Source organism: Ekhidna algicida (genome assembly GCF_051379705.1).
GTDB lineage: Bacteria > Bacteroidota > Bacteroidia > Cytophagales > Cyclobacteriaceae > Ekhidna.
Window position 1 is genome coordinate 109760 of sequence record NZ_CP179868.1, and the last position, 25050, is coordinate 134809.

Below are 25050 nucleotides of genomic sequence, written 5' to 3' on the forward strand. Positions count from 1 at the left end.
ATAGATCGGGGCTTTTTTCATTATCTCTCCGTCCACTTCTTCGGATCTTTTGAAGTATGAAATACTGCCACGATCAGTATGGCTTGTTCAGCTTCATTGACTTGAAAATGGATCCAACTGGCGCGGAAGTTACTTTCCAACTGGCGCGGAAGTTACTTCCGTGCCTTCCGATCCTCCACAGCTGATGTATCAGAGCGGCTATGCGAGCTACGATAGCCTGACAGGCTACTATGACTTCTTGTTTAGAAGCTATGATCCAGAGTTAGGACGATTCTTTGCCTTTGATCCGATGGCTGCTAGTACACCGAGTTATAGTCCGTATCATGCCAACTTTAATAATCCGATCAGCTTTACTGATCCGTTTGGGTTGAGTCCGAGTGACTATAGACTCAAAGACTTTGGTGGTAACGAAAATGCTAATGATGGCATGTATACTGGAGACTTTGGACCTGGAATGTTGGGATCAGGAGGATTAGGAAATATTAATGCTTTAGCAGGACCTGATGCGGTTTATGGTCAAGCGAATTGGGCAATACAAAATGGGTTCTGGGATGCAATACCTGATGGCTATTACGTTAATGATGGAGGTGGTAATTTTGAACGAGTTTCCAATAAGCGTCGGGTGAAAATTTACGTGGTGGAAACTGGTAGCGGCGTTTATTGGACACCTTTTAGGGAAAATTTTGAAGGTATAGATGGAATATTAAGGGTAGATCAAGATTGGATAACTGGGAAACAGGCTGAGGAATTGCTTCAAGCAAATGGGGGGAATCAATATGAAACAGGAACTTATACCGATACATATTACAGTACGTATGGTTTTCCTCATCTTTCCATACTTCAAGGAGCTTTTAGGGTTGATGCTGTGTATGGTGTTTATAAGGATTTAGAAGGCAAACCACACTTAAAATTTGGCGGCACACTTAATTACTATTCTCAGGCTTTAGGGGAATCCCGATTTGTGGCACAAACACAACTATTAGTGGATGGTAAAGCAGTAGGCCCAGTACAAACTGCTGGTTTTGGTCCAGGAGAATCGATGTTTATCAATCCAGGAGATGTAGCACTTGGATTTACAAATGTTGCATTGCCAGAATATGGAAGGAATGTCCAATTGCAACTTACAATTAATGCATATTTCAAGGACGGGCAGCATCCAGGAGTCGATATAACCAGGAGACATTTTACATTTAATGTTCCTTACATATCGGTTCCAACCATTGGGCCAAAGTAAGACTTTAGAAAGGGGATGAAAGTCCCCTTTCACTAGAAATTTCTAATAAAATCTTCCTTATCAAAGCCCCGGATGACATTTTCCATGAGATCGATTTTTTGCCGATCCTGATCGGATTTGGACGTTATAATGGAAAGTTGGGCAAGAGCTTCATTCCCATCGTGAGTGAATAGGAAGACAAAGGCTCGATTTACTTTTAGGTCAATGCTGTCTGGATTATCTTCAATCAACTTATTATAAAGCCGGATAGCTTCAAAGTACTTGTCTTGCGCTGAATCCAGTTTACCTATGTTCTCATAGATCACTCCTTGACTAAAAATTAGTTCAGCATTATTTGGCTGAAACTTTGAGGCTTTAGCATATTCTAAAAGAGCATGATCATAATGCCCAAGTGTTTTAAGCAATGTGGCTTTATTTAGGTATGAATAAACATATTGACTATCAATCTCAATAGCCTTTTCTATTTTTTCGAGAGCCTGATTTAGTTGATCAATATCAAATGTATCCATGTAGAGATTTTCACTAATTATATCAACTACTTCGTTATTCAGTTCAACTACCCTTGGGTCGATCTCACGTTTGGCTACTTCTTCGCTTTTCTTTGTTTCAGTGGCGCAGCTTGCCAGTTGAAGTGCAATTGCAATTATCACAAGATTGGAAAGTCTCATATGAAGGTTTTGAGTTAGAGATTATGAATAAGCTTTTTTGGCTTTGGAGTCTCTCAGGACAGTATCGATAAAGAACCACATTTTTTCCTGGGTGCCTTGATCAAGTTGTTTGATCTCCTGGAGCCTTTTGATATCCCAGACATCAAACTGGGCGTTTACCCCTTCACCTACCAGAGAATCCAGGCTTACCTCAAAAGCATCTGCGATACGCTTGGCCACATCGATAGACGGAGTGGCCTCATTGCGTTCATACTTTCCTACGATCACACGCGACACCTCAATTTTAGCAGCCAGGTCAGCTTGCGACCAGTCTTTTTGCTTCCTGAGCTCGGTTATCTTGCCTCCAATGTTCATAAAATACTTCTTTAGAAAACAATACTTTACGGAATGATGGTAATTTATGTAATAATGGTTGCTAAAAGAAACAGATAGTTTTTTGGTTGAGTGAAACTATTGTATACTTTTGTTATCCCCAACTGGCGCGGAAGTTACTTCCGTGCCTAATTGTTTAAAGTAAATAACAAAGCTTACCATAAGTAGACTTCCACAGCTACTGCAAGTCTTCCAGCTAGGGTTGTGTGATGGCGTGACTTGTGGTCGGTTTAAGTAAAACACATCAAAGCCCACCTTCATAGTTTTTTCTTCCCCTCAGAGTCACCCCAGGGCTGGGAGAGAAGGGAGGACTCTGAGGAATCACTGTTAGCAGTATATTAGCTGATGTATCAGAGTGGCTATGCGAGCTATGATAGCCTCACAGGCTACTATGACTTCTTGTTTAGAAGCTATGATCCTGCATTAGGCAGATTCTTTGCGTTTGATCCGATGGCTGCTAGCACACCGAGTTATTCAACCAACTGGCGCGGAAGTTACTTCCGTGCCTAATTGTTTAAAGTAAATAACAAAGCTTACCATAAGTAGACTTCCACAGCTACCGCAAGTCTTCCAGCTAGGGTTGTGTGATGGCGTGACTTGTGGTTAGTATAAGCAAAACACATCAAAGCCCACCTTCATTGTTTGTTGGTGGGTTTTTTGGTTTTAGGGGGTGGAGTTAAATTGTGAAGCAAAGAGTACTAGTTATGAAAGCAGTATTATTTTTCGCAGCGATTGTATGTTTTTTTAATGCAAAGTGCCAAGAGTTAAAATCCTTTAGATATGGGTTAGATATGCTGAGAGTTGAAGCTTCAAAAGATAGCTTGATAGAGGATATGAAGTTTAATGAAGGCTATGATTCTAATATTAATGTATTAAGAATTGATGATTTAAGTGGGGGTAGAGGTGATGGTCCACTAATAATTTCTTCCAAGAAGTCAATTCCAACCGATTCTTTGATGTTGTCTTTAGAATTGATAACTATGGTTCTAGAAGACAGTGTTCTAAATGTTTTTATAGATGCTGTAGATAAAGTTGCTACTAAATTCTACAATCCTGAGGATTTTGAGTTTGTTGTATTGAGATTTACTTATCGTTATGAAGGAAAGATTAGTCAATATTATTTGACAACCCCATTGTATACATCAGTGGTGATGAGAAGGCTCGAGAAAATTTTGAAAGAAAATTACGATTCTGATGTTTTAAAATCCTACTACAGGTTTTTGAGTTGGACACAATTGTTCCATTATAAAGATGATGCTTTAGAGGAAGTTATATGGAGAAACCCACATGAAATTAAATATTAGAAGTGTCTGACACAGCTTCTTCCCCTCAGAGTCACCACAGGGCTGGGAGAGAAGGGAGGACTCTGAGGAATCACTGTTAGCAGTATATTAGCTGATGTATCAGAGTGGTTATGCGAGCTACGATAGCCTGACAGGCTACTATGACTTCTTGTTTAGAAGCTATGATCCTGCATTAGGCAGATTCTTTGCGTTTGATCCGATGGCTGCTAGCACACCGAGTTATTCACCGTATCATGCGAACTTCAATAATCCGATCAGTTTTGTTGATCCGTTTGGGTTGAGTCCGAGGGATGGAAGGTTTAAGGATTTTGGAGGAAATGAAAATGTAACTGATGGAACTTATACAGGAGATTTTGGACCTGGAGCTTTAGGCGGAGGAAGTCTAGGTAATATCAACTCGTTAGCTGGCTCTAACTTTGTTGCTGGTATGTCATTGGGTCAATGTTGACTATGGCATGGAACAATGCTCCTACTGGTGGAAGTGCGACTACTAATTTTTCGGATGGTTTTCCGACTGGAAGTAGGGTACTCAGCGCAAAATATCATCAAAAAAGATATAAGAAAGCGGACCTTAATAGAGAAGACTATTGGAATGATGGAGTGCAGAAGGAGAATGATATTTTTGGAGATGTAATAGCTGTGAATGCAACAAGAAGTGTTTTTGATTGGAATAGTTACTTGAGTGATTATATTGGCGCCAGTGATTTTTGGGAAGTAACAGAGCCCAACAGAGATTTTCAGTACTTAAAGCTAGGTATTGGTGTATCTGCAAATCTTAGTTTCTTTTCAGGTTCATTTGCGGGGTCAGCTGCTTTTTCAGGTAACTCAGTTGGATTTAATTTTAATAGCGGTGGTGGTTTGAAGAATTCCAAAGCTACTTCCGCTGGTTTCAAATTGAAATTTAGTTTAGGTCTAGTGTATGGTGATGAAGAATTAAGGAATGTGAATAAAACATGGCAAGCTTTTTCAACATTAGCTAGAGAGTTTGGAATAGCTGGAAATGGAGTTTATACAGAGGTTAAATCAACGAATTCATCAAGTACATATAATTATGGAGCGTCTATTGGATTAAAGCCTACAATTGATGTAGGTCGTCCATCTGTTACAATTGGAACACAATTTAGCGGAACGGCAGGTGTAACACCTTACTCGGATTTTACCAACTGGAAACTATGGAGAACAAGATTTAGGAGAATATTAAATGATTAATAGAGTCTATTTTTCCAAACTTAAAAAGATATACATAGAAGGAGATTGTGCATATTTTGTGAATGGAACAAATCTGGTACATGTTTTACTTTCTATAATTGGATTTATTGCTCTTTATGCTGTTTTGATAAATTTTGAACAAACCATTATTGCTAATGTATTAGTTGTCGTGTTTTTCGGATTTCTAACAATAAGTTCGGCATTTTATACTATCACTTCTTTCAATTTAGTTGAAAATGTGTATGAATGGAGAAAGTATATTCTTGGTTTTCCAATATCCAAACGTAAGGGAAATTTCTCCAAGGAAAATAGCTTATTGTTAAAGGAGGTTACTGAGACAGATTCCGGCAATGAGTTTGTTATTTATTTAGAAACAGACAAGTCTGACTTGGTTCTTTTTGATATAAGAAGAAGATCGAGCTTAAATAAGGTGCTTCAATTTTGCGATCTTACTGGAATTAAGTGTACAGTAAAATAACTATGAAGTTATTCCAACATCTGAAGGTAGGAAGATAAATGTTCGACTTTTACTTACTCCAGAGGTTTTCTGAATGATTTCAACACTAAATTCATCAAATTCAGACTCGTTAGAAATTGATGAAATCACGATTTGAATGGCTTCAATGCTTATGGTTCTTAACATTTCTTCATTGTTTGAAATTTCCCCATTATATAATGAGATATTCAAGGAATATTTAGTCGCATTATTCATAGATGAGGCATTCCACGTGATATCAGCATCTTTAAAATTTCTGATACTCTTTAACTCATTTACTAATACATCAGTATCCTTTTGAAATTTGGGTGGCTTTGCTTCTGGAAAAGAACATCCAATCAATAATGATAATAACGCCATGTAAGAGTAAATTTTCATTTTTCTATGTTTTAGTTTTTCAAACAAATAATTTGGTCAAAACTACCATTATCAAAGCCTACCTTCATTGTTTTTTGGTGAGTTTTTGTTTAACAAAAAAAAGAGACTACTATTTCTAGCAGTCTCAATCATTAAGAATCAGCTTCGACATTTTTGTCGAAAGCGCAACTATCAATATTGTTGGGTGTATTCAGGACCGTACAGATAAATCTACTTTACGATATCTCTTAGTCTCTGTTTAATATGTGAAGATTCCTTACTGGGTGAATTCAGTTAGAATGATCCTCAACGCATCATAGTATATTATTCTGAGCTTACTCAAAATCAATGAGTTACAATACTTGTCAGATGAACGTGCTACACTATATGTTATAGATTCTGAAAAAAGCTAATGATTTTAGCAAATCACTAGGTCAGCTATTGCGCTTTCTATAACTCTGCGTCCATTGAATAAAATCTAAATACAAGTGGACAAAACATTCGTAAAACTCTATAGCTCGGTTCTATATAGTCCAGAGCTGAACGACCTGCAGAAGTTGCTGCTGAGTATGATTATAGCTCTTTCAAAGAAAGAAGGCTATTCATATGCCAACAATCACTACTTCGCTGAAAGACTTCAAAAGAGTAAGAGTACAATCACTCGAAACATATCAGACCTTGAATCCAAAGGATATATTCGAACAGAGGTTAAACCAGGAGGACAAAGAAAAGTCTTTGTAAATCAAGAGAAGATTAGTACATCTTTAGGTTCCGGATGAAATCATTTAAACTCTAACTAGGCGTAGGATATAAAAAAACGAAGGTCTAGGCGTAGCATGTGCTACGCTTTTTCTATTTTGTTGTTTTCATAACAACTTCATCAATTAGAAATTGACTTTATATAGAAGGCGTAGCTACAACCTACGCCTAGAGGGGGGTGTGGCATTGAATAACGCAGTAGGAAGAACACTAGGGCCAGCGAAGGTGCTGGACATCCAAACAGGTGATGAAGTAGCCATCGATGTGTGGGCACGATATAAAGATGCGCATGGCACAGCCAATGCCTTTGGAAGCGTATTAAACTCCTTGCTTGCGATGACCGGAGGAACAACCACAGACGGAGGTGTAGGAGAGGGACTTAACAATACCTTAGGTTCAGGTGGAACCAATCCATTTCCTGTCGTAGGAAATCCTTCAAGCAGCTCAGATGCACCGGATGCTTATCTGGCCTACTTGTTCTTTGATGCGAACTACAACTATGTGGATGCGCTATCAAGCTATCAGGCAGTAACCGATGCTTCACTTGAAGCTTGGGCGAAACTGGAAACACCGGAGAAACTGGTGTTTGATCAGCCGGGCTACTTGTTTGTGTATGTAGCGAATGAAAGCCAGGAAGATCAGGAAGTCTACTTTGATGATTTGCGCATTGTGCATGAAAACAGTACAGCAAGCTTCAAGGTAACGCAGGTGAACGAGTACTATCCGTACGGCATGCAGACAGACAAGTCGTGGAGAGCCGATGGCTACATAGATCCACAGCTGATGTATCAGAGCGGCTATGCGAGCTACGATAGCTTGACAGGCTACTATGACTTCTTGTTTAGAAGCTATGATCCTGCATTAGGTCGATTCTTTGCAACTGATCCTTTAGCTGGTACTACTCCGAGTTATTCTCCATATCATGCGAACTTTAATAATCCTGTTATGTTCAGAGATCCGTGGGGTTTAAGTCCAAGGGATGGAAGATTGAAGGATTTTGGTGGGTTCAATAATGTAGGCGATAATGGCTTCAGTGACGGTATGAGTAGTTTTGAGTATTGGTCCACTCATATGGATGGACTTGGTAAAACCGCGCATTATGGAGAAGACATCACTAGGGGATTATCTGTTAATCAAATGGTGAATATGGCATGGAATAATGCACCTGATGGAGGAGCAGCTAAGACATCATTTTCAGATGGATTCCCAACTGGTAGCATCAGACTTGATCCGTCCATGTTTGATCGGAAGAACCCAAAATCAGCAATAAACAGGCAAAAATATTGGAGTTATAACGATGGTGAAAAGAAGAATTACGAAAATGTTGCGAGCGTTGACCGTGCTGTGTTTGACACTCATGCATTTATGAACGATTATCTGAATGCAAGTGATTTTGGGGTGTTTGATGATGAAATCAAGAACTCCAAACGATCTAAGTTTAATGAGGCAAAAGCAATAAGCGTGACTGGGACTTTATCTTTGCTAATAGCTGGAGCTACTTTTGATATTGGTATTATATATAATGGATCAGGTGATTGGGCTCCTTTCATTGCAGTTGGATCAGCATATGGTTTAGATGCCTCACTTGGATTGGAGACTAAGTATATTTATAATAATAACAATACTCCATTTGAAATTGGAAAATATGAAGGTGTTGGTGTTTCAGATAGCTATGGTTTTGGGTTTACTGATATGATATATGGTGGAAATATTGATTACGATGACCCATTTGGTGTATTTGATCATGGGTTTACTTATCAAGAATATGGAGTTGGCGCAAGTATCGGAATTGAAGCTGGCTACACTAGGCAGTACGTTTATACTTGGGTAATAGATTGAAAATGAGGTTTATGAGATTAACAAATATAAGATTTCTTCTTACTGCTAGTTCTGTAATATTGCTTTTAATTTATATTTTTTGTTTTCATAATAAAACTGTTTCATCGCTACGCAAAAGCAATATGTGCAAAGCAAAGGCAAAGGCAGAAAGAGAAGTGTTTAATGGAGTCTTGCAAAGAAAATTCAAGGATGAATATGATCACTTAATAGAAAAACTAGAAATTAAATCGGGAGATAATGTTTTAAGAACTTCTTTTTTAGCAAATGATGTTAGTGGATTTTATGATATTCTGATTGTTGGTGATTCCTTAGTAAAAGAGAAAAACAGCATATCTGTCACAGTTTATAGAAATGGTAAAATTAATATCCATACACTAGACTACCTATGTAAATAGTGGTAATGCTACAGAATATACCCTTTATGGCGCAAGTCTTCTGGCGCGGGAATGTGAGTTGGCGTGACTTGTGACTGATTAGAGATTGTATGGTATGTATTTAGGATGGACAACTTTTAAGGAGTAGCCCCCAATAGCGCAAGTCTTTTCGACTTGTGCTTATACTACTAACTGGCGAGCAAAACCCCTCACTGGCGCAAGCACCAACTAGTCCAAGCATACAAAAAGCATAACTGGTTCAAGCGTCCGCTTGGACCTTTTATGTTTTACCACGCAAGCATCCTCAACTAGCGCAAGCGTCCGCTTGTGCTTAATCAAGTAAAAACACATCTTCAACCACCTTCATTTATGTTGGTGGGTTTTTGGTTGAAGGGGCAATCACAGCACAGTGCTTTTTCTAAGGATTAAGTGATTCAGCTTAAATCTTCGTTTTTCTTCTTGATAGCAGACGGGTAGATGAAGGGGGCTAACTTATATCCAACTGGCGCGGAAGTTACTTCCGTGCCTTCCGATCCTCCACAGCTGATGTATCAGAGTGGCTATGCGAGCTATGATAGCCTGACAGGCTACTATGACTTCTTGTTTAGAAGCTATGATCCAGCGTTAGGACGATTCTTTGCGTTTGATCCGATGGCTGCTAGCACACCTAGTTATTCTCCGTATCATGCGAATTTTAATAATCCGATCAGCTTTACGGATCCGCTTGGGTTGAGTCCGAGGGATGGAAGGTTTAAGGATTTTGGAGGGACGTTTAATGGAGATGATTCTGGTTTTGATGCTGCCATGAGTGATATGAATCGATTTATGAATTCGATGGATGATGGTGATTATGGAAGTTTAACTCCGAAGTGGCAGCGAAATGAACTGGGAAGTAATATGCTTACCAATGCTTGGAATAATGCACCAACGGGTGGAAGCGCTACTACTTACTTCTCTGATGGATTTCCAACGAGAAAAGTAGTGTTCAGTGCGAAATACCATCAAAAACGTTACAAGAAAGCAAGTCTAAAACGAAGAGATTATTGGACTCTTGGAGAACAACTCACAAACTACGATGGCGAATTTGATGGGGGTCTTGAACCAGTTAACTACGCTACAAAGGATGTTTTTGATTGGGATGGTTATTTAGCTGATTATGTTGGAGCAAGTGATTTTGGGGAAGTAGCAGAGCCCAACAGAGATTTTCAGTACTTAAAGCTAGGTATTGGTGTATCTGCAAATCTTAGTTTCTTTTCAGGTTCATTTGCGGGGTCAGCTGCTTTTTCAGGTAACTCAGTTGGATTTAATTTTAATAGCGGTGGTGGTTTGAAGAATTCCAAAGCTACTTCCGCTGGTTTCAAATTGAAATTTAGTTTAGGTCTAGTGTATGGTGATGAAGAATTAAGGAATGTGAATAAAACATGGCAAGCTTTTTCAACATTAGCTAGAGAGTTTGGAATAGCTGGAAATGGAGTTTATACAGAGGTTAAATCAACGAATTCATCAAGTACATATAATTATGGAGCGTCCCTAACTAGGCGTAGGATGTACACAAAAAATATACACTAGGCGTTAGCATTTGCTACGCCTTTTTTATTCTGTTTGTTTTCATAACAAAAGAGACAAATGGGAGATAGTTATCAAATCAAAGATCAGGAAGGGTTGTATTTTCTTACTTTCCAAGTGGTTGGATGGGTTGATATATTCAGTAGGAAAGTGTATCGAGATATAGTTGTCGAGAGTCTCAACTATTGCAGAAAGAATAAGGGATTAAAAATCTATTCCTATGTGATAATGACAAATCATTTACACATTATTGTTCAGAGCGAAAAAGGTGCTTTATCAGATACGATTAGAGATTTCAAGCGCTTTACATCAAATCGAATAATGAATGAGGTAGAGAACAATAATCAAGAGAGCAGAAAGGAATGGATAGAGATGGTATTTCGATATCACGCTAAATATAATGGCAGGGTTAACGACAAGCAGTTCTGGACACATGAGAACCATGCGGTTGAGCTAACAGATAATGATATAATTGACAGCAAACTGGATTACATACATTCAAATCCAGTAAGAGCAGGTTGGGTGGAAAGCGGAGAAGATTATCTTTATAGCAGTGCCAGAAATTATGGTGGCTTGAAAGGTCAATTAGAGATTGACTTGATATAGAAAGGCGTAGCTACAACCTACGCCTAGAGGGGGGGTCAAATGATGTATAAACGATTCAAGCAACTGGTGGATATAATCCAGCTTTTGCTCAAACACACCGCGACTATACAAAGGGACGTTAAGAGGGTTTCTTTGCCAGATCTAATATTTTCTAGCAGCAAGGTTCACTTCCAGTTCTGCGAGAAATTTAGGTCGAGTTTCCTTCAATAGAAACTTGATTTTCTGTGCAGTGTATTTCATGAAATCCCGCTGTACATTCATGAGTAAGTGTTCCTATCGGTACTTACCAGATAAGGTGTGATTACTCATGATAGCAAAGGCATAGATGAGAGCTCTTCTCTCATGGTGCAGAAATGAAAGACTGTACACAATTATTTGTTTGGCTGTATCAGTCTCCAACACATGTTTCCAATCTATAGCTGTAGCCGTAAAATATTGAGTATGATCTTCGATGATTTCTATCCAATGAAGATAATGAGCAAAAGTTCATCGGTTATCTATCTGCGTATGTTTGTTGGTGACAACACCAACAAAGGCCAAGGCTGTAAGCTGTTAGACAATAGGTGTACACTGGTTGTATAAAGCAAGTTTCAATTATTACTGAGTATACATTATGTATCATAATTCAGATACATCTCAATTTTGGGTTTTTTTACAATGAAATATTCTCAAGTAATGTTTTCATTGCCTTTTTTCACCATTATATCCCATATGAATATTAAAACATCGCTAACATTACTTATTCTCGTATTGGCAATTTTTAAGTCTGGAGCCCAGGATTCTTTTGATACTAATATTAATGTAATTCCTCCTTCACCTAATGTGGTTGATTTCAATAAGGGAGTAGAGTTTCCAATAAGTTACTACACCGGCAGTGCCAATATTGAGATACCTATTTACCATTTGTCACTGCCGCAGATTGATTTACCAATAAGTCTGTCCTATCGAGCTTCAGGTCTGAAGGTGGAAGATCATGCTTCCTGGGTGGGTGCAGGTTGGACGTTACAAGCAGGAGGGAATATAAGTCGCACAGTGAAAGGGCTCCCGGATGAGCTAAATGAAACAACTCGGGCTGGTTGGTTTGCCTCTCGTTCTAAAAACCTCTTTGATAGCTCTGGAGGAATTGATTTTGATGAAGTTTTCTCCTGTTATTCGACAGAGACACCATTTCCACTAGCTAGTCCATCTGATCCGCTTACCCGCATTGATAGTATAGCCTATGGATGGATTGATACGGAACCGGACTTGTTTTATTTCAGCACACCTGCAGGTGGAGGCAAGTTCATTTTTGATCAGGATTATAATATAAAGCCACTTCAGGAAGACGATTTCACAATTTATGCACCAATTAATCTTACTGGAACGGGTAAGTGGGAGGTATATGGTCCTGATGGGACTAAGTATGTTTTTGAAGATCAGGAGTCTACTACCAGCTATTCGGAGTGTGGTAGGGGAATGAGTGCATATAATGATCCTATGACTCATGTCAGTGCCTGGCAGCTAAGTCAAATTATCAATGCTGGTGACACGGTCTTTTTTCACTATGAATCTGAGTCTCTTCTTTACGGTAGAAAGGTAACCACCACGGGTAGGTTTGCGACCACTACAGCCTCAAACATACCACTCTCCTCGTGTTCAAATACAATAACAGTCGGAGCTCAGCGACTTTCCGCTATTACGACTTCTTACGGTGATTCGATAAGTTTCATTGCAGAATATGCAGATAGAGAAGATCTGGAAGGAAGCCACGCGCTTTGGGCTATAGACATTTATAAGGATGCTTCACGTATTAAATATTATGAATTGGATCAAGATTATTTTGGAACAAATAATAAACTTAAGCTTACCAAGGTAGAGGAGAAAACTACCTATGGAAGTGAAACATACCCTCCATATCTATTTGCTTACTACGAATTCGGCTCATTTCCTTCATTATCTTCTACCTCACAAGATTATTGGGGGTACTACAATGGCTCTACCGGAGGTCTTCTGCCAACGTATAAAGACCAATTTAATCACGTAAACAGATCCTCCACAGCAAATAGAAAGCCTTCATTGCAGTATGCTAAAGTGGGAACGCTTAAGAGCATCGAATACCCAACCGGAGGTAAAGTCACTTTTGATTATGAGCTCCATTCATATTATGATTCAGATCATTCTACTACCTATTTCTTTGAAGCAGAGGCAATTGGAGTTATTGGAGAAGCAACCCCCACTTCGGAGTTAGTGACATTTACAGTAGCTGAAAATTGCTCAGCAACTATTGACAAAAATATTCAACTGAATGCCATAGACAACTATGTGAAATTGCAGAAGAAGGTGAATGGAGTATTTGTGGAAACTACGCTCAGTGCAACAGGCAACAGACGATCTCTTCCAGCAGGTGAGTACGCTCTATATGCGTATAATGAAGACCCAAATAAGGAAGCATATATCTCTATTGAATATGAGCAGGAAGTACCTGCTAATGTATCTGCCGGAGGCTTGAGGATCAAATCTATTACAGAGGAGGACCCTGTGGCTTCAAGTGGTACTTTTCGAGAGTTTGAATACGAAAATGACAATGGTCAATCGAGTGGGGTTTTATTTAGCCCAATTAAATTGGGAGGAAAAACAACAACTTATGTTGATGGTGAATTGTTTAGCTATTGTCAGGATACAGACTCGGAGGAATACCTTGAACTAAACGCCTTTTCGCAAGTGGTTACCTATTCAGGAAGTCATATTGGCTACTCAAATGTGACTGAGAAAATTAGTGCATACTCACCCTTTGGAATTAAGCCTCCCGGAAGTGGAAAAATTGAGTATAATTATCATAATCAATCTTCGACTTTTAGCAATACGTTTCCATTTATTGAGCTGGTAGACCTGACCCACAAAAATGGTAAGTTGCTGGAAAAAACCATATACGGTCAATCCTCTGCCATCAGCTATTTTCCTGTGCAGCATGAGCAATACAGTTATACTGAAAAGACTTTGAACAGTGATGTCACCAAGGGGTTTATGCTCAGTAGGTTGAAATCTAAGTTTTGTTTTTCATGCGAAGAAGAAGATCTAGATACAGATTTTTCATTAGTGGATTATGAGTATCGAAGTAAATGGTATCAGCTTGATTCTAAAGCCGTGACGAAATACCATCCATCTGGAGATATTATTGTTACCACCACATATACTTATGATTCCAATTATGATCACCTCTACCCGGTATCTGAAGAGGTAGAGAAAAGCACTGGTGAAGAAATAACAACTGAGTATACGCGCGCCTCCAGTCCAGCATTGCTTCTGGGTGTTGATCGCTTCCAAAATACGACCCAATTGAGTGGGATTAGGCGGAGCTTAAATGGTCGTCTTCCAACTTCTATTAGCCAATGGAATAAAGACATTACTACCCCGCATGGCCAATATGAAAATATTTCTGCCATCATCTACGATAATAATAGACCTATACATCATGTAGCTCGTGATGGAACAGAGACGGTATACTTATGGGGCTATCATGATACGTATCCTGTGGCTCAAATTGCGCATGCAGGACTAGCAGAGGTGCAGGCGCTGTTGACATCAACATACCAAGGATATCTGGAAGAGGAAAATCCGAGCGATGCAGATCTCAGATCTCTATTTCAGCATCTTAGAAGTAACCTGCCCGAGAGTCAGGTGTCTGGGTATATCTACAAACCCGGGTTTGGCCTAAAAGAAGTGGTTGATCCAAATGGAAAGAAGCAAAGCTATGATTATGATGGCTTTAGAAGGCTTAAGAGTATCATGGATAACGATGATAAATTCCTCTCTTCTTATCAATATTTATTCCAGTCTCAAAACTAAAATCATCATGCGATTCACATTATTTATTTCATTAGCGATTTTAGTTGGCTCAGTTTTCTCTCAAATAGATCCAGGAGGAGTGGGTGAAATTTCCGGTCCTTCTTCGGCAGATGTGGGAGATACAGATACATATACTATTACCGGAGATTTTGAAAATCCATCATGGACAGTTAGCTCAGGAGCGACTTTAAATAGCCGATGCATTGGATCGAATCCTTGTACAAATGTTTATTGGAATACGGCCGGGTCTAAAACTCTTTCCTTTCTAGACAATGGTGTGGTAGTAAAAACCAAAACGGTGACGGTATATACTCCGCCTCCGCCAACTCCTACAGCCACAACCACAGCTGTTGCCGAATGCCAATACACAACAGTCACACGTACGAATAGTCCTCCCCCAGGAGTCAGATGGTATTGGCAAACATCTCCTAGCGGAACATCAACGGCGCTAGGATATGGTAGCTCAGTGGGAATAGACGCACCAGGGCCAATATACCTTAGGGCCAGATCGGCTACCATTACGTATAATTGGAGCACCTCTTCACAATCCATCACTTATCCATTTAACTCCAATTTTCCTGCATTGGCAAGTGGGTCCGATGTATCCAGGTGTGGAACGGGTAATATTACATTAACAGCAACACCAGGATTGGGTGGAAATACTATAAAATGGTTCAATGGACCGACTGGCGGATCAGCAGTACACACAGGTATATCATATACCAGGTACAATTTATCTACCACAACCACGTACTATGCTGCTACTCATAATTCTACAACAAATTGTACTGATCCAGAGCGCAAAGCAATTACAGCTACCATTAATTCGATTCCATCATTAGCAAGTGGAAGCAATCAATCTAGATGTGGCAGTGGGACCGTAACGTTGACAGCCACTCCTGGTAGCAATGGAAACACTATTAGGTGGTACAGCGCTTCATCTGGAGGGACGCTATTGCATACAGGTACCAGCTACACAACTCCCAGTCTTAGCGCAAATAAAACGTATTATGCAGCTAGTTTCAAAACATCTACTGGTTGTGAGGATCAGGATAGAAAGGCTATTAGTGTAACCATTGTACCAACCTCTAATGCAGGTACCTTGACGGGGAATACCGAAGAGTTTGGTGTAGCATCCGGCTCGCTTACACTCGGAGGAACCATTGTAGGAAATGTGACCAAGTGGCAATATAAGACTACAGGAGGTTGGGTAGATACACTCGTCACAAGTACAACGATAAACTATGTCAATATTCAGGAATCGACTCAATATAGAGCAGTTGTGAAAAATGGAATTTGTAGTCAGGCAACAAGTAATTCTGTTTTGATAAACGTTCTTGACGTACCCGATATTGATCTTGGTATCACACAAAACATACGTCCCACTCAGGGAACGATACTTACAGCTACTTCAGGGCATTCCAACTATCGTTGGTATAGAAACAATGTGGAAGTGCAAAATGACACAAACAATCAATTGATAGTTGATAGACCCGGAAGTTATAAGGTAACAATTACATCAGGAGGAGGAGCTACATATACCACAGGAAATGCTATAATTAGTAGCCAGATGCAATTCCAAAAAAATGCTATAGTTAGCTATACTTATCGTTCGCCAACTACAAATATTGATGATCTTTTTGCTTTTGATATAGATGAGCTTTCTATTTCAGCAAAAATATATGATGGTCTCGGCAGACCTACGCAGCAGGTTTCTATGAATGCCTCACCGCTGGTTCAGGACATTGTAGTGCCAGCTGAGTACGATGAATTTGGGCGGCAAACCAAAAGCTACCTCCCGTATGTAGAAGCTGACCTGACTTCTATCCATAAGTCCAATGCCCTGGCAGTCAACTATGCCAACTCAGATCATTACGATTATTATGTCAATACCAACACGCATGCGACGGACAAGGCATTCTCAGAGACGTTGCTGGAAGCCTCACCAATAGGCAGGCCAGTGGAACAAGGCGCACCCGGAAGCCCCTGGCAGCTGGGACAGCACACGGTAAAGTATCAATATGAAATAGCCGACTCTGCCGAGGTGATCCTCTGGAAGTATGATACATTGTCTACCACTGCCAAAGCAGTTTACAGCAGTGGACAGCTCTACAAAAACACGACGACTGATGAGGATGACAACCAGACAATTGTATACACGGACAAACAAGGCAGGACCATCCTGAAGAAGTCACAAGTAGATGGAAGCACCTGGGCAGAAACCTACTATATCTACGATATCTACGGGCAGCTCAGCGTGGTATTGCCACCGGAAGCTACGGCAAGATTGGATAGTGAATTCTTTGGTCAATCGCAGCAGGACAGAGAAGACTTCCTGAATACCTGGGCCTTTCTCTACAACTATGACGGGCGCAACCGGATGACCATGAAAAAGGTACCTGGAGCAGATAGTGTATTCATGGTTTACGACCGATGGGATCGGCTCGTGCTTACCCAAGACGGCAACCAGCGAGTAAACAATCAATGGCTGTTTACCAAATATGATCAGCTGAACCGGCCGATCTTGACAGGATTGGTAGATGACTATGCCAACCTCATAAGTGACGTAGAAGGCAGCACTAACAGATATGAAACACTAGATGGAACTATTATCGAGACCCAGTACTCTGATAAGACATTTCCCAAAAATCTTAATATAGCCGAATACCTCACGGTTACCTACTACGACAATTACGACTGGGACACCACCGGGCTTAGCTATACCAACCCGGCCGGATTGACCCTTAATACAGCCGTGAAAGGACAGGTGACCGGCACGATGATCAAGGCTGGAAATAGCACAGGCGCCCTCCCTGAGGGCTGGATTAGAAGTGTGAGCTACTACGACAATAAGTACCGACCGATCCAGACGCAAAGCACCAATCACCTGGGAGGTGTGGATGTGGTCACCAACTATTACGACTTCATTGGCCAGGTGAAGCGGTCGATCAGCATGCATGCCAATGGAGATACAACATATACTACTGCCCGCAGTTTTGTGTATGATCATGCCGGCAGATTGAAGGAAACCTGGCACAAGCTAGCCAGTGCAACAGACTCAGTGCTTATTGCAGAGAATCGGTATAACGAGCTTGGTGAATTAGAAGAGAAAGATCTCCATCATGGAGTTCAGACTTTGAATTATAGCTACAATATCAGGGGCTGGCTCACCAAAATCAACGAACCAACCCTGACAGGTAATGACCTGTTTGGTATGGAACTACTTTACAATGAGCAGGACGGCTCATTGAACAACTCTCAACTTTACAACGGCAACATCTCAGCAATGAAATGGTCTGATCGAGATGCAGGGGGAGTAGGGGTTTCTGAGCGAGCCTACAACTTTGGCTATGACAAGCTAAATAGGCTCACAGCAGCCAGCCACTTTGAAGACCAAGATTCCACCAATAGATATGGAGTGCAGGGACTAGGCTATGACCTCAATGGCAATATTAGCTCATTGATCAGAAATGGAGCATCCGGTGAAGGTATAGATACATTGCAGTATGATTACACACCTGATTATGTTAACAGAAAAGGAGGTAATCGTTTGCGATATGTGGAAGATGTTTCACTTGATACGTTGGGTTTTAATGACGGTAACACTAACGGTGACGACTACACCTATGATGCCAACAGCAACATGACCAAAGACCGAAACAAAGGCATTGATTCGATCTACTACAATCATCTTAACCTTCCAGTCATTGTGGACTTTGAGACTGCAGGAGACAGTATTACCTATCTCTACGATGCAGCAGGAATCAAACTAAATCAAGTCGTGTATAAAGGAGGTGATACACTTAAGGTGACGGATTATGTAGGAGAATTCATCTATGAGACTATCGAAGACGGAGATCGAGAAATCGCACTTATTCAGCATGAAGAAGGACGAATTATCTACAAACCTTTCGAAGAAGTTTGGGATTATCAATACCACTTGAAAGATCACTTAGGTAATGTGAGAGTGACGTTTAGTACTGAGCCTGAGAATTATGAGATGATAGCTACAATGGAGAATAGCAACGAAGCTGAAAACTTCTCGAACTATGTAGCAGAATCTGACGGAGTAGCTAGCAATAGCGGTACGAATGTTTCAAGGAATAGCAATATCGTTAACGATGGACTTGATCTCAATACATTCTTGCAAGTGAACAAACGTGATACTGTTAAAGTAAGTGCATACGCTTATTACAATGATGCAGGATCTTCTTATGATCTAGCTGCAGGATTAATAGAGACAGCTCTTTTTGGAGCATTTAGCGCAAGCTATGCAGCTGAAGGATCAACGGTAACTCAAACAAACTTTGATAATGCATTTGGTGGTGGAACTGCTATGGGAGGTAGGTCATCGTCTACAGATGCTCCTCCTGCATTTATCAATTACCTCTTCTTTGATAGAGAAATGAATTATATCACTGCAGGATTTAAGCAGATTACAACGTCATCAAATGGCTCATCTGTGCAAGTAGTAGCTGATGATTTTATAGCAGATCAAGATGGATATTTGATGATTTACTTGTCGAATGAGACGGATGGAGCTGAGTTGATTGTAAGCTGGGATGATCTGGAGGTGTACCACGGCAAGACGAATGTGGTGAGCACGCAGGATTACTATCCCTTCGGGTTGACTTTTAATGAAAGTGTGAGGGTGGCTTCAAAGAAGAACTTCATGAACACATTCCAAGATCAGGAATACGAAGAAGAAACAGGTTGGGTAAAGTTCAAATGGAGAAATCACCAGCCTGATATCGGTAGGTTCTTTAATGTTGATCCTTTGGCAGAGAAGTATGTTTATAACTCTCCTTATGCCTTCTCAGAAAACAGAGTCATCAACGGTATTGAACTTGAAGGTCTTGAATTTATTGGAGCGGGTACAGCAGCATTTATGGCAGCAACAGAAGCAAAAGCTCAAGCTGAATCTGGAGGTAATGCGACCAATTGGGATAGAATTGAGGCTGGAGCTAGTATCATGGGAGATGCTCTTCTAAGTGCCTTTACTCCAAGAGATGCTTTGCGAGATGCTGCTGGTGCTACCACTAGCTACTTGAGTAACGAATTAGATTATACTCTAAATGCTGATCAAACATTCTCAGATGGAATGAATAATGGTCAGACAGGTGGAGACCTTGTAAATGAATATGCAGCGAATCAAACTGCAGCTAAGTTGGAGGGCCTTGGGGCAGGAATGGAATTCTTTGCACAAACTGCTGCTGTTGGCGCTCAGGGTAGTTTGACAGGGATGGCTATGAATGGTATCAAGAGTGGTATGACACAAGCCACAAGCAACTTAATTAAGGATATGGTTGCTAACCCTGAATCTTCGGCAAATCAAATAGCTGCCAATTTTATGGATCAGGGCTTTGATGCTACTGTTACTCAATTGAAAACTGGACGAGGTTTTCAAGTTACTTTTCAAGGCCACTCTCAGATTAATACTATTAAGGTTCATGGAGGCGGTGGAAGACACAGACTTGGAAGAGTTCAGATAATAGGTAACAATAATGATGTCAATGTTAAATTTATCAATGGGTCAAGATCTGATTATACAGGGTCAACTAGTGAAAAAGCTAATTTGATATTCCTTGATGATCTAGAATAATATGGTCAAATTGAAGGTTAATTGAATTGACTATGGAAAGAAAGAAGGGAACCCTTTTTCTATATAATGGGCTTTATGCAATATCAAGTTACTACGAAGATTTGAAACATCTAGAATCTCCAGTCTTTGAAGTATTTGATGAAATTGATTCTTGCATTACTGTAGGATTTAGCGATCAGTCAATTTTATATTATTTGAAGAATAAGATAGTTGACAAAGCCTTGGCAGATGAGCTCAGAAAGTTTAAAGAGCATGTTGAAAAGATTGATGCTGAATATTGGAATGACTATGATTTCAACAAGATAGAAGATTGGGAAATAGCTAGGAAGTGGGCTCATTCATTATTGGAGAAGCTAGGAATGGAAAGACAGGGGTGGGATGATAGTAGCACAACCAACATCTACATTAATGACGAATAACATATAAACACACTAAACCAAAACCCACCTTCATTTACGTTGGTGGGTTTTTTGGTTGAAGGGGCAATCACAGCACAGTGCTTTTTCTGAATATTAAGGTAATGCAATAAACTATAACTTTCCTTATTTTTGAGTTGTTAAATTAATTTTTTAATAGCGACTTTGAGCTATCTGCATGTATCAAGAAAGAAGTCAATAACTTAGACGTTCTTAAAATCAGTCATACTGATACCTGATGCTATAAACTATAACTTTTAGAAAAATGGAATGTAAATACTGCGGTGGGAAATGTCATAAAAAAGGAGTGATCAACGGCAATCAGCAGTATTGGTGTACGCAATGCCATAAATATCAGCGTGCTGTGTACAAGTATGAGGCATACAAAGTGAGTGATGAGGCCATAGCAAACTTCACCAAAGAAGGAGTAGGTATTCGTAGTACCAGCAGACTACTAAATATTTCTCAATCAACCGTGATCAGTCGGATTCGCAAGATTGCCACCGACACCAAAAAACCACCTATTTCTCAAAAAAAGCTTTCGAAGTAGATGAGATGTATACCTTCATCGGAAGCAAGACCAAGCCCATTTGGATTGTAGTAGCACTTGAAAGGGAAACGCGAAAAGTTGTAGACTTTTATGTTGGACCCAGAACCAAACGAAGCTTACGAATGGTAGTCAATACCTTATTGGCATCAGAAACTACTCAGCTCACCACAGACAGACTTAACCTATACAAGACATTAATTCCTGAGCAACTGCACAACCTGGAAAGGTATGCCAACAATCATGTGGAGCGGATGAATTTAAACACACGAACTCATCTGAAAAGACTATCCAGACGCAGCATTTGTTTTTCAAAACAAAAAGATATGTTGATTGCTTGCTTGATCATTTATTTTTGGAGATAGGCATGTGTGAACAAAATCAAATTCATGAGCAAGGAACCGCACCAGGGATAGAGGCATCTGTTGGAGCCCGAAGCAGGAAGAGCGATGGCCGGCGACTGCCGATAGCCCGGCTGGTGCCCGAAAACAATGACACTTTCGCACCAGAATAGTTAGATTGTCAAATAAAAGGTCTAATTTTGTATCGCTCAAACAATTTGAGCCAATAATTAATTAAGTACGCTGTTCCAAACAGTAGGCAGTATCCGTTCAAGTGATTTCCTCTAAGAATTTTCTTCCAACGTTTCCTCTTAAGTTGATTTGTCGCAAGTCAAACTCAAACGTCTTTCCTTGATTATTGGAACGAACGATGAATTTCTAAGTCACATCAAAGGCAAAAGACTTTCATCAAAAAAATATATTTAAAACATTATAATCAAATTACAAATGCAAGAAGGAACGGTAAAGTTTTTTAACAGTGAGAAGGGGTTCGGATTTATTACCCCAAGCAACTCAGGTAAAGACGTTTTTGTCCATACCAGTGGTTTAATTCATGAAATCATGGAAAACGACAAAGTAGCATACGAAGTAGAAGAAGGAAAGAAAGGCTTAAACGCCGTGAATGTTGAGCGTATCGACTAAGGTCTAAAGAATTATCAGAAAGAATATAAAATACAATACAATGCAAGAAGGAACAGTAAAATTTTTCAATAGTGAAAAAGGCTTTGGCTTCATAAAGCCAAGCGATTCAAGTGAAGATATCTTCGTCCACGTAAATGGATTGATTGATGAAATCAAAGAAAATGACAAGGTTCAATACGAAACCGAGCAAGGGAAAAAAGGCTTAAATGCCGTGAACGTAGAAGTTGTGCGTTAAGCTAACTTTCTGAAAATCCTGTAAAGGATAGAATATTAAAGAAAAGTGAAAGCGTAGCATGTGCTACGCTTTTTCTATTTTTAGTTGTTTCCACAGCATCAGTGTCAATGAGAGACCGAAAGGGTAACACCTCCCTCATTTTAGCAAAAAACAGTCAAAGCTTTTTAATTTCGCACCAATGCTGAGAATAGTAGGGATATCGATGATGTTAGTTTTTGCGCAGCTCGCAGCTGCGCAAGTAAAAGTAGATGCTAAAGCTACAGGCAAGCATGCAAAAGCTTTTAATACAGCTAAACAAACTAAACAATCGGCAAAGCAACGAAAGGAACAAGCGAGAAGGCTTCAACAACAGGTAAAAGCCAAAGAGCTCTATGCGGCAAGATTTGATAGCTTGAAAGCTATACAGATGGACTCAGCACAGATGTTTTCAAAAGAAGATTCATTGAAGGCTGCTGAAACCATTCTTCAAAGTTCAGATTTCCCACCGGAGTATCGAGAGCTGATCTTAAATCCTATATCACCATTGCCGGCTTTGGAAACAACGAATGCAGACAGTCTAGCTTTGGTCGAGGCTACCAAGGTACTTGAATCGGAGGCACGCAAGTTTCTGCCGCAAGATCTTGGTGCCACAGAAGATCCACTGAGTCAACTTACCAATCCGGCCGCAGTAGGAGGCATACCAACAAAACCGAACAAACCAAATCCAAATTTGGTAAAGCCAGACCAGGCAAGGAAGCTATTCAAGAAGATAGATCCCGAACAGTTTCAGGAAGCTCAGGCCGATATTCAAAAATTGAAAAAGACCTATAGTCAGGTACCTGATACACGCTATCCTGAGGAAGGCTCTAAGCGAAACTCTTTGGAAAACATTCCTTTTGCCAAACGCGTATATTTCGGCGGAAATCTAAGCTTACAATCCACTGATCCGGTCATAATAAATACAAATCTGCAAGTGGGTTACTGGATCAACAAGAAATGGCTTAGTGGAGTAGGCATTAGTTTGCGAGAGCAGTTTGCCAATGATTCCACATCTAATCTGACAGGTGATGGGTACGGGTATAGTTTATTTACCCGATATGATATACCTAAAGGTTTCTTCGCATGGGGAGAAGTAGAGCGGCAGATCAATAAATCATTTTTTACATCTGAAAATCCAAGAGATACCAAATGGCAATCTGCTTACATGCTGGGTATAGGCCGTGAATTTAAGATCGGGATTGTGCAAATGATGTCTATGGTTTTGTATGATTTCAACTATCAAAACAATGACCTGAATGCACGCCCACTAGTCTTTAAAATAGGTTTTAGGTTTAGCAAAAAGCCTGGATAATGAAAATAGAACCAAGTCGATTCCTTTTTTGTGTCTTAGTTTCTATTGAGAATCTCTTCGAACAGCGCTTCGAAGTTACTTTCTGCTTTTAGGTAGTTATACTCATTCCAAAAGTCGCTCTCATTCTTTGTAACCTGGCGCTCCAAGATAGCTTTTGAAGCCAATTCTTCAGCCGGAGGAACCACTATATTATTCTTTTGGATATCTGTTACCACAAAATCTGCTTTAAAGGTGACAGGCTTGGCAATGCCTTGTTTTGCTCTTCGCATCGTCCAGTTGATATCGTATTTGGCGTGACTTAAATACCACTTTCCATTTACAAATTGATAATTGAGCTCATTTTCGTATTTGTCCATGGTGCTCTTGCCTAAGCCGACAACCATGGAGGCCAGACTCATTCTGTCAAATACTTTCTCAGGATCCTCAGGACTAATCAACTTCCTGAATGAAATCTTCACAAAAGCCAGCGTCTCAGTGTCGAGAAGAATCTTTCCTTCGAAGAGCTTGCCTCGTGCTTTACGCTTGGGTTGAAAGCTTACCACAAATACAGCCCTTCCATTGTAAGAAGTTGCGTCGGTGATTTTGTAGTCATGCTTTTTAAGAACTTTTGGATCTAAAAGTGGATGCTCTTTTAGCAACGAGCTGACAAAAAGTGTTGGTGGTGTCACGCCAATCTGCATGCCTCCAATATCTGCAAAAAATGAGGTGTCTCGTGCTACACGTCCCCGCAGGATTTTCATGGCATTTTCTTCTTCTCCTATCGCCCCATGCCGGTACATATCGAAGGCATACTCAGTCATTTGTACATAGTTGTCGGTTTCGTTCCAAATCGATGCACGCCAAAAGGCGCGTAGTTGCATTTTGTTTTGATCATGGTTGCCGGGAATTGCCTCTATAGCTTCTTCCATGATTGATTTTTCCCTGTTGCTGATGACCAACTCCGGCAATTCGGTAACAGTAGACTTGAGTTTGATTACTAACTGGTCTTCTGTGCTTAATGTGGATACAGGTATAGATTTTAAGCCATAGCCGATATAGGACGCAGAGAGTTGATCTTTTAGGAATTGAGAAGGAATGATCAGACTAAAATCACCATCTATATTAGATACCGTTCCATAGCTGGAATTAAAAATTCCGACATGTGAAAATGCCAGCGGTTCTCCGGTCAACGCATCTATTACCTTACCAGAAATACGCATGCTTTCCTGAGCCAGGATTGAGGTCATGCTTATTAACAGCATACATGCAATGAGTGATTTTTTGATCATAATTAGTCCTTAGATATTCTGACTTTCAAGTATCTGTTAAGAAATCATTTCATTAATAAT

General features: G+C 40.1%; 23 protein-coding genes. 19 read left to right on the forward strand and 4 right to left on the reverse strand.

Annotation, left to right across the window (positions count from 1 at the left end; genetic code table 11):
• Positions 1–160: 160 nt before the first annotated feature.
• Complete coding sequence (locus ACL8WY_RS00275) at positions 161–1234, forward strand: RHS repeat-associated core domain-containing protein (protein WP_436516235.1); 1074 nt, start codon at positions 161–163, stop codon at positions 1232–1234.
• Positions 1235–1266: 32 nt separating this feature from the next.
• On the opposite strand, the gene ACL8WY_RS00280 is transcribed toward ACL8WY_RS00275, so the two are convergent.
• Both ACL8WY_RS00280 and ACL8WY_RS00285 read right to left on the reverse strand, forming a co-directional pair.
• Positions 1267–1902, reverse strand: coding sequence for a hypothetical protein (locus ACL8WY_RS00280; protein WP_436516236.1), 636 nt, complete (start codon positions 1900–1902; stop codon positions 1267–1269).
• Between the two features lie 21 nt (positions 1903–1923).
• Positions 1924–2256 carry a helix-turn-helix domain-containing protein gene (locus tag ACL8WY_RS00285; RefSeq protein ID WP_436516237.1) on the reverse strand — a complete coding sequence of 111 codons (333 nt, stop codon included), beginning with the start codon at positions 2254–2256 and terminating at the stop codon, positions 1924–1926.
• 363 nt (positions 2257–2619) lie between these two features.
• Between ACL8WY_RS00285 and ACL8WY_RS00290 the strand changes: the two genes are divergently transcribed.
• The 5 genes from ACL8WY_RS00290 (at position 2620) to ACL8WY_RS00310 (ending at position 5265) form a co-directional block, all read left to right on the forward strand.
• On the forward strand, positions 2620–2784 hold the full coding sequence (locus ACL8WY_RS00290; protein ID WP_436516238.1) for a hypothetical protein: 165 nt from the start codon (positions 2620–2622) through the stop codon (positions 2782–2784).
• A gap of 194 nt (positions 2785–2978) precedes the next feature.
• Positions 2979–3578 (forward strand): hypothetical protein, encoded by a 600-nt coding sequence (locus ACL8WY_RS00295; RefSeq protein ID WP_436516240.1) that lies wholly within the window; start codon positions 2979–2981, stop codon positions 3576–3578.
• A 94-nt stretch (positions 3579–3672) separates the two neighbouring features.
• A complete protein-coding gene (locus ACL8WY_RS00300) occupies positions 3673–4026 on the forward strand; it encodes an RHS repeat-associated core domain-containing protein (protein WP_436516241.1) in 354 nt (117 codons plus the stop codon).
• A 2-nt stretch (positions 4027–4028) separates the two neighbouring features.
• Positions 4029–4787, forward strand: coding sequence for a hypothetical protein (locus tag ACL8WY_RS00305; protein WP_436516242.1), 759 nt, complete (start codon positions 4029–4031; stop codon positions 4785–4787).
• The gene (locus ACL8WY_RS00310) at positions 4780–5265 is read left to right on the forward strand and encodes a hypothetical protein (protein WP_436516243.1); all 486 of its coding nucleotides are present in this window, start codon (positions 4780–4782) and stop codon (positions 5263–5265) included. The genes ACL8WY_RS00305 and ACL8WY_RS00310 overlap by 8 nt, the downstream gene beginning before the upstream one ends.
• Here ACL8WY_RS00310 and ACL8WY_RS00315 read toward each other — a convergent pair whose 3' ends face one another.
• The gene (locus ACL8WY_RS00315; protein ID WP_436516244.1) at positions 5266–5643 is read right to left on the reverse strand and encodes a hypothetical protein; all 378 of its coding nucleotides are present in this window, start codon (positions 5641–5643) and stop codon (positions 5266–5268) included. It lies immediately after the preceding gene.
• A gap of 485 nt (positions 5644–6128) precedes the next feature.
• On the opposite strand from ACL8WY_RS00315, the gene ACL8WY_RS00320 reads away from it, so the two are divergent.
• The 13 genes from ACL8WY_RS00320 to ACL8WY_RS00380 all read left to right on the forward strand — a co-directional run bounded on the left by ACL8WY_RS00320 (position 6129) and on the right by ACL8WY_RS00380 (position 23722).
• Positions 6129–6419, forward strand: a complete 291-nt coding sequence (locus tag ACL8WY_RS00320) for a helix-turn-helix domain-containing protein (protein ID WP_436516245.1) — start codon at positions 6129–6131, stop codon at positions 6417–6419.
• Positions 6420–6579: 160 nt separating this feature from the next.
• The gene (locus ACL8WY_RS00325; protein WP_436516246.1) at positions 6580–8238 is read left to right on the forward strand and encodes an RHS repeat-associated core domain-containing protein; all 1659 of its coding nucleotides are present in this window, start codon (positions 6580–6582) and stop codon (positions 8236–8238) included.
• An 11-nt stretch (positions 8239–8249) separates the two neighbouring features.
• Positions 8250–8633, forward strand: a complete 384-nt coding sequence (locus tag ACL8WY_RS00330; protein WP_436516247.1) for a hypothetical protein — start codon at positions 8250–8252, stop codon at positions 8631–8633.
• Between the two features lie 456 nt (positions 8634–9089).
• The gene (locus ACL8WY_RS00335; protein WP_436516249.1) at positions 9090–10181 is read left to right on the forward strand and encodes an RHS repeat-associated core domain-containing protein; all 1092 of its coding nucleotides are present in this window, start codon (positions 9090–9092) and stop codon (positions 10179–10181) included.
• 57 nt (positions 10182–10238) lie between these two features.
• Positions 10239–10784 (forward strand): REP-associated tyrosine transposase, encoded by a 546-nt coding sequence (locus ACL8WY_RS00340; RefSeq protein WP_436516250.1) that lies wholly within the window; start codon positions 10239–10241, stop codon positions 10782–10784.
• A gap of 711 nt (positions 10785–11495) precedes the next feature.
• On the forward strand, positions 11496–14609 hold the full coding sequence (locus tag ACL8WY_RS00345) for a hypothetical protein (RefSeq protein WP_436516251.1): 3114 nt from the start codon (positions 11496–11498) through the stop codon (positions 14607–14609).
• 7 nt (positions 14610–14616) lie between these two features.
• Positions 14617–20211 (forward strand): DUF6443 domain-containing protein, encoded by a 5595-nt coding sequence (locus tag ACL8WY_RS00350; RefSeq protein ID WP_436516252.1) that lies wholly within the window; start codon positions 14617–14619, stop codon positions 20209–20211.
• Between the two features lie 32 nt (positions 20212–20243).
• A complete protein-coding gene (locus tag ACL8WY_RS00355) occupies positions 20244–20630 on the forward strand; it encodes a hypothetical protein (protein ID WP_436516253.1) in 387 nt (128 codons plus the stop codon).
• Positions 20631–20892: 262 nt separating this feature from the next.
• On the forward strand, positions 20893–21177 hold the full coding sequence (locus tag ACL8WY_RS00360) for a transposase (RefSeq protein WP_436516254.1): 285 nt from the start codon (positions 20893–20895) through the stop codon (positions 21175–21177).
• Between the two features lie 5 nt (positions 21178–21182).
• Entirely contained in the window at positions 21183–21539 is a 357-nt protein-coding gene (locus tag ACL8WY_RS00365) for an IS1 family transposase (RefSeq protein ID WP_436516255.1), read from the forward strand.
• Positions 21540–21962: 423 nt separating this feature from the next.
• Positions 21963–22157, forward strand: coding sequence for a cold-shock protein (locus ACL8WY_RS00370; protein WP_436516256.1), 195 nt, complete (start codon positions 21963–21965; stop codon positions 22155–22157).
• 40 nt (positions 22158–22197) lie between these two features.
• The gene (locus tag ACL8WY_RS00375) at positions 22198–22392 is read left to right on the forward strand and encodes a cold-shock protein (RefSeq protein WP_436516257.1); all 195 of its coding nucleotides are present in this window, start codon (positions 22198–22200) and stop codon (positions 22390–22392) included.
• Positions 22393–22570: 178 nt separating this feature from the next.
• A complete protein-coding gene (locus ACL8WY_RS00380) occupies positions 22571–23722 on the forward strand; it encodes a hypothetical protein (protein ID WP_436516258.1) in 1152 nt (383 codons plus the stop codon).
• A 35-nt stretch (positions 23723–23757) separates the two neighbouring features.
• Here the strand turns inward: ACL8WY_RS00380 and ACL8WY_RS00385 are convergent, their stop codons facing one another.
• Positions 23758–24990: a carboxypeptidase-like regulatory domain-containing protein gene (locus ACL8WY_RS00385; RefSeq protein ID WP_436516259.1), complete on the reverse strand. Its 1233-nt coding sequence runs from the start codon at positions 24988–24990 to the stop codon at positions 23758–23760.
• Positions 24991–25050 lie beyond the last annotated feature (60 nt).

Bases quoted from the DNA above. Each gene is read 5' to 3' on its own strand.
- ACL8WY_RS00300 (WP_436516241.1), top strand. From the start codon at position 3,673: ATGTATCAGAGTGGTTATGCGAGCTACGATAGCCTGACAGGCTACTAT.
- ACL8WY_RS00290 (WP_436516238.1), top strand. From the start codon at position 2,620: ATGTATCAGAGTGGCTATGCGAGCTATGATAGCCTCACAGGCTACTAT.
- ACL8WY_RS00355 (WP_436516253.1), top strand. From the start codon at position 20,244: ATGGAAAGAAAGAAGGGAACCCTTTTTCTATATAATGGGCTTTATGCA.
- ACL8WY_RS00310 (WP_436516243.1), top strand. From the start codon at position 4,780: ATGATTAATAGAGTCTATTTTTCCAAACTTAAAAAGATATACATAGAA.
- ACL8WY_RS00330 (WP_436516247.1), top strand. From the start codon at position 8,250: ATGAGATTAACAAATATAAGATTTCTTCTTACTGCTAGTTCTGTAATA.
- ACL8WY_RS00370 (WP_436516256.1), top strand. From the start codon at position 21,963: ATGCAAGAAGGAACGGTAAAGTTTTTTAACAGTGAGAAGGGGTTCGGA.
- ACL8WY_RS00375 (WP_436516257.1), top strand. From the start codon at position 22,198: ATGCAAGAAGGAACAGTAAAATTTTTCAATAGTGAAAAAGGCTTTGGC.
- ACL8WY_RS00360 (WP_436516254.1), top strand. From the start codon at position 20,893: ATGGAATGTAAATACTGCGGTGGGAAATGTCATAAAAAAGGAGTGATC.
- ACL8WY_RS00315 (WP_436516244.1), bottom strand. From the start codon at position 5,643: ATGGCGTTATTATCATTATTGATTGGATGTTCTTTTCCAGAAGCAAAG.
- ACL8WY_RS00385 (WP_436516259.1), bottom strand. From the start codon at position 24,990: ATGATCAAAAAATCACTCATTGCATGTATGCTGTTAATAAGCATGACC.
- ACL8WY_RS00305 (WP_436516242.1), top strand. From the start codon at position 4,029: ATGGCATGGAACAATGCTCCTACTGGTGGAAGTGCGACTACTAATTTT.
- ACL8WY_RS00335 (WP_436516249.1), top strand. From the start codon at position 9,090: ATGAAGGGGGCTAACTTATATCCAACTGGCGCGGAAGTTACTTCCGTG.
- ACL8WY_RS00350 (WP_436516252.1), top strand. From the start codon at position 14,617: ATGCGATTCACATTATTTATTTCATTAGCGATTTTAGTTGGCTCAGTT.
- ACL8WY_RS00345 (WP_436516251.1), top strand. From the start codon at position 11,496: ATGAATATTAAAACATCGCTAACATTACTTATTCTCGTATTGGCAATT.
- ACL8WY_RS00280 (WP_436516236.1), bottom strand. From the start codon at position 1,902: ATGAGACTTTCCAATCTTGTGATAATTGCAATTGCACTTCAACTGGCA.
- ACL8WY_RS00365 (WP_436516255.1), top strand. From the start codon at position 21,183: ATGTATACCTTCATCGGAAGCAAGACCAAGCCCATTTGGATTGTAGTA.
- ACL8WY_RS00340 (WP_436516250.1), top strand. From the start codon at position 10,239: ATGGGAGATAGTTATCAAATCAAAGATCAGGAAGGGTTGTATTTTCTT.
- ACL8WY_RS00285 (WP_436516237.1), bottom strand. From the start codon at position 2,256: ATGAACATTGGAGGCAAGATAACCGAGCTCAGGAAGCAAAAAGACTGG.
- ACL8WY_RS00380 (WP_436516258.1), top strand. From the start codon at position 22,571: ATGCTGAGAATAGTAGGGATATCGATGATGTTAGTTTTTGCGCAGCTC.
- ACL8WY_RS00295 (WP_436516240.1), top strand. From the start codon at position 2,979: ATGAAAGCAGTATTATTTTTCGCAGCGATTGTATGTTTTTTTAATGCA.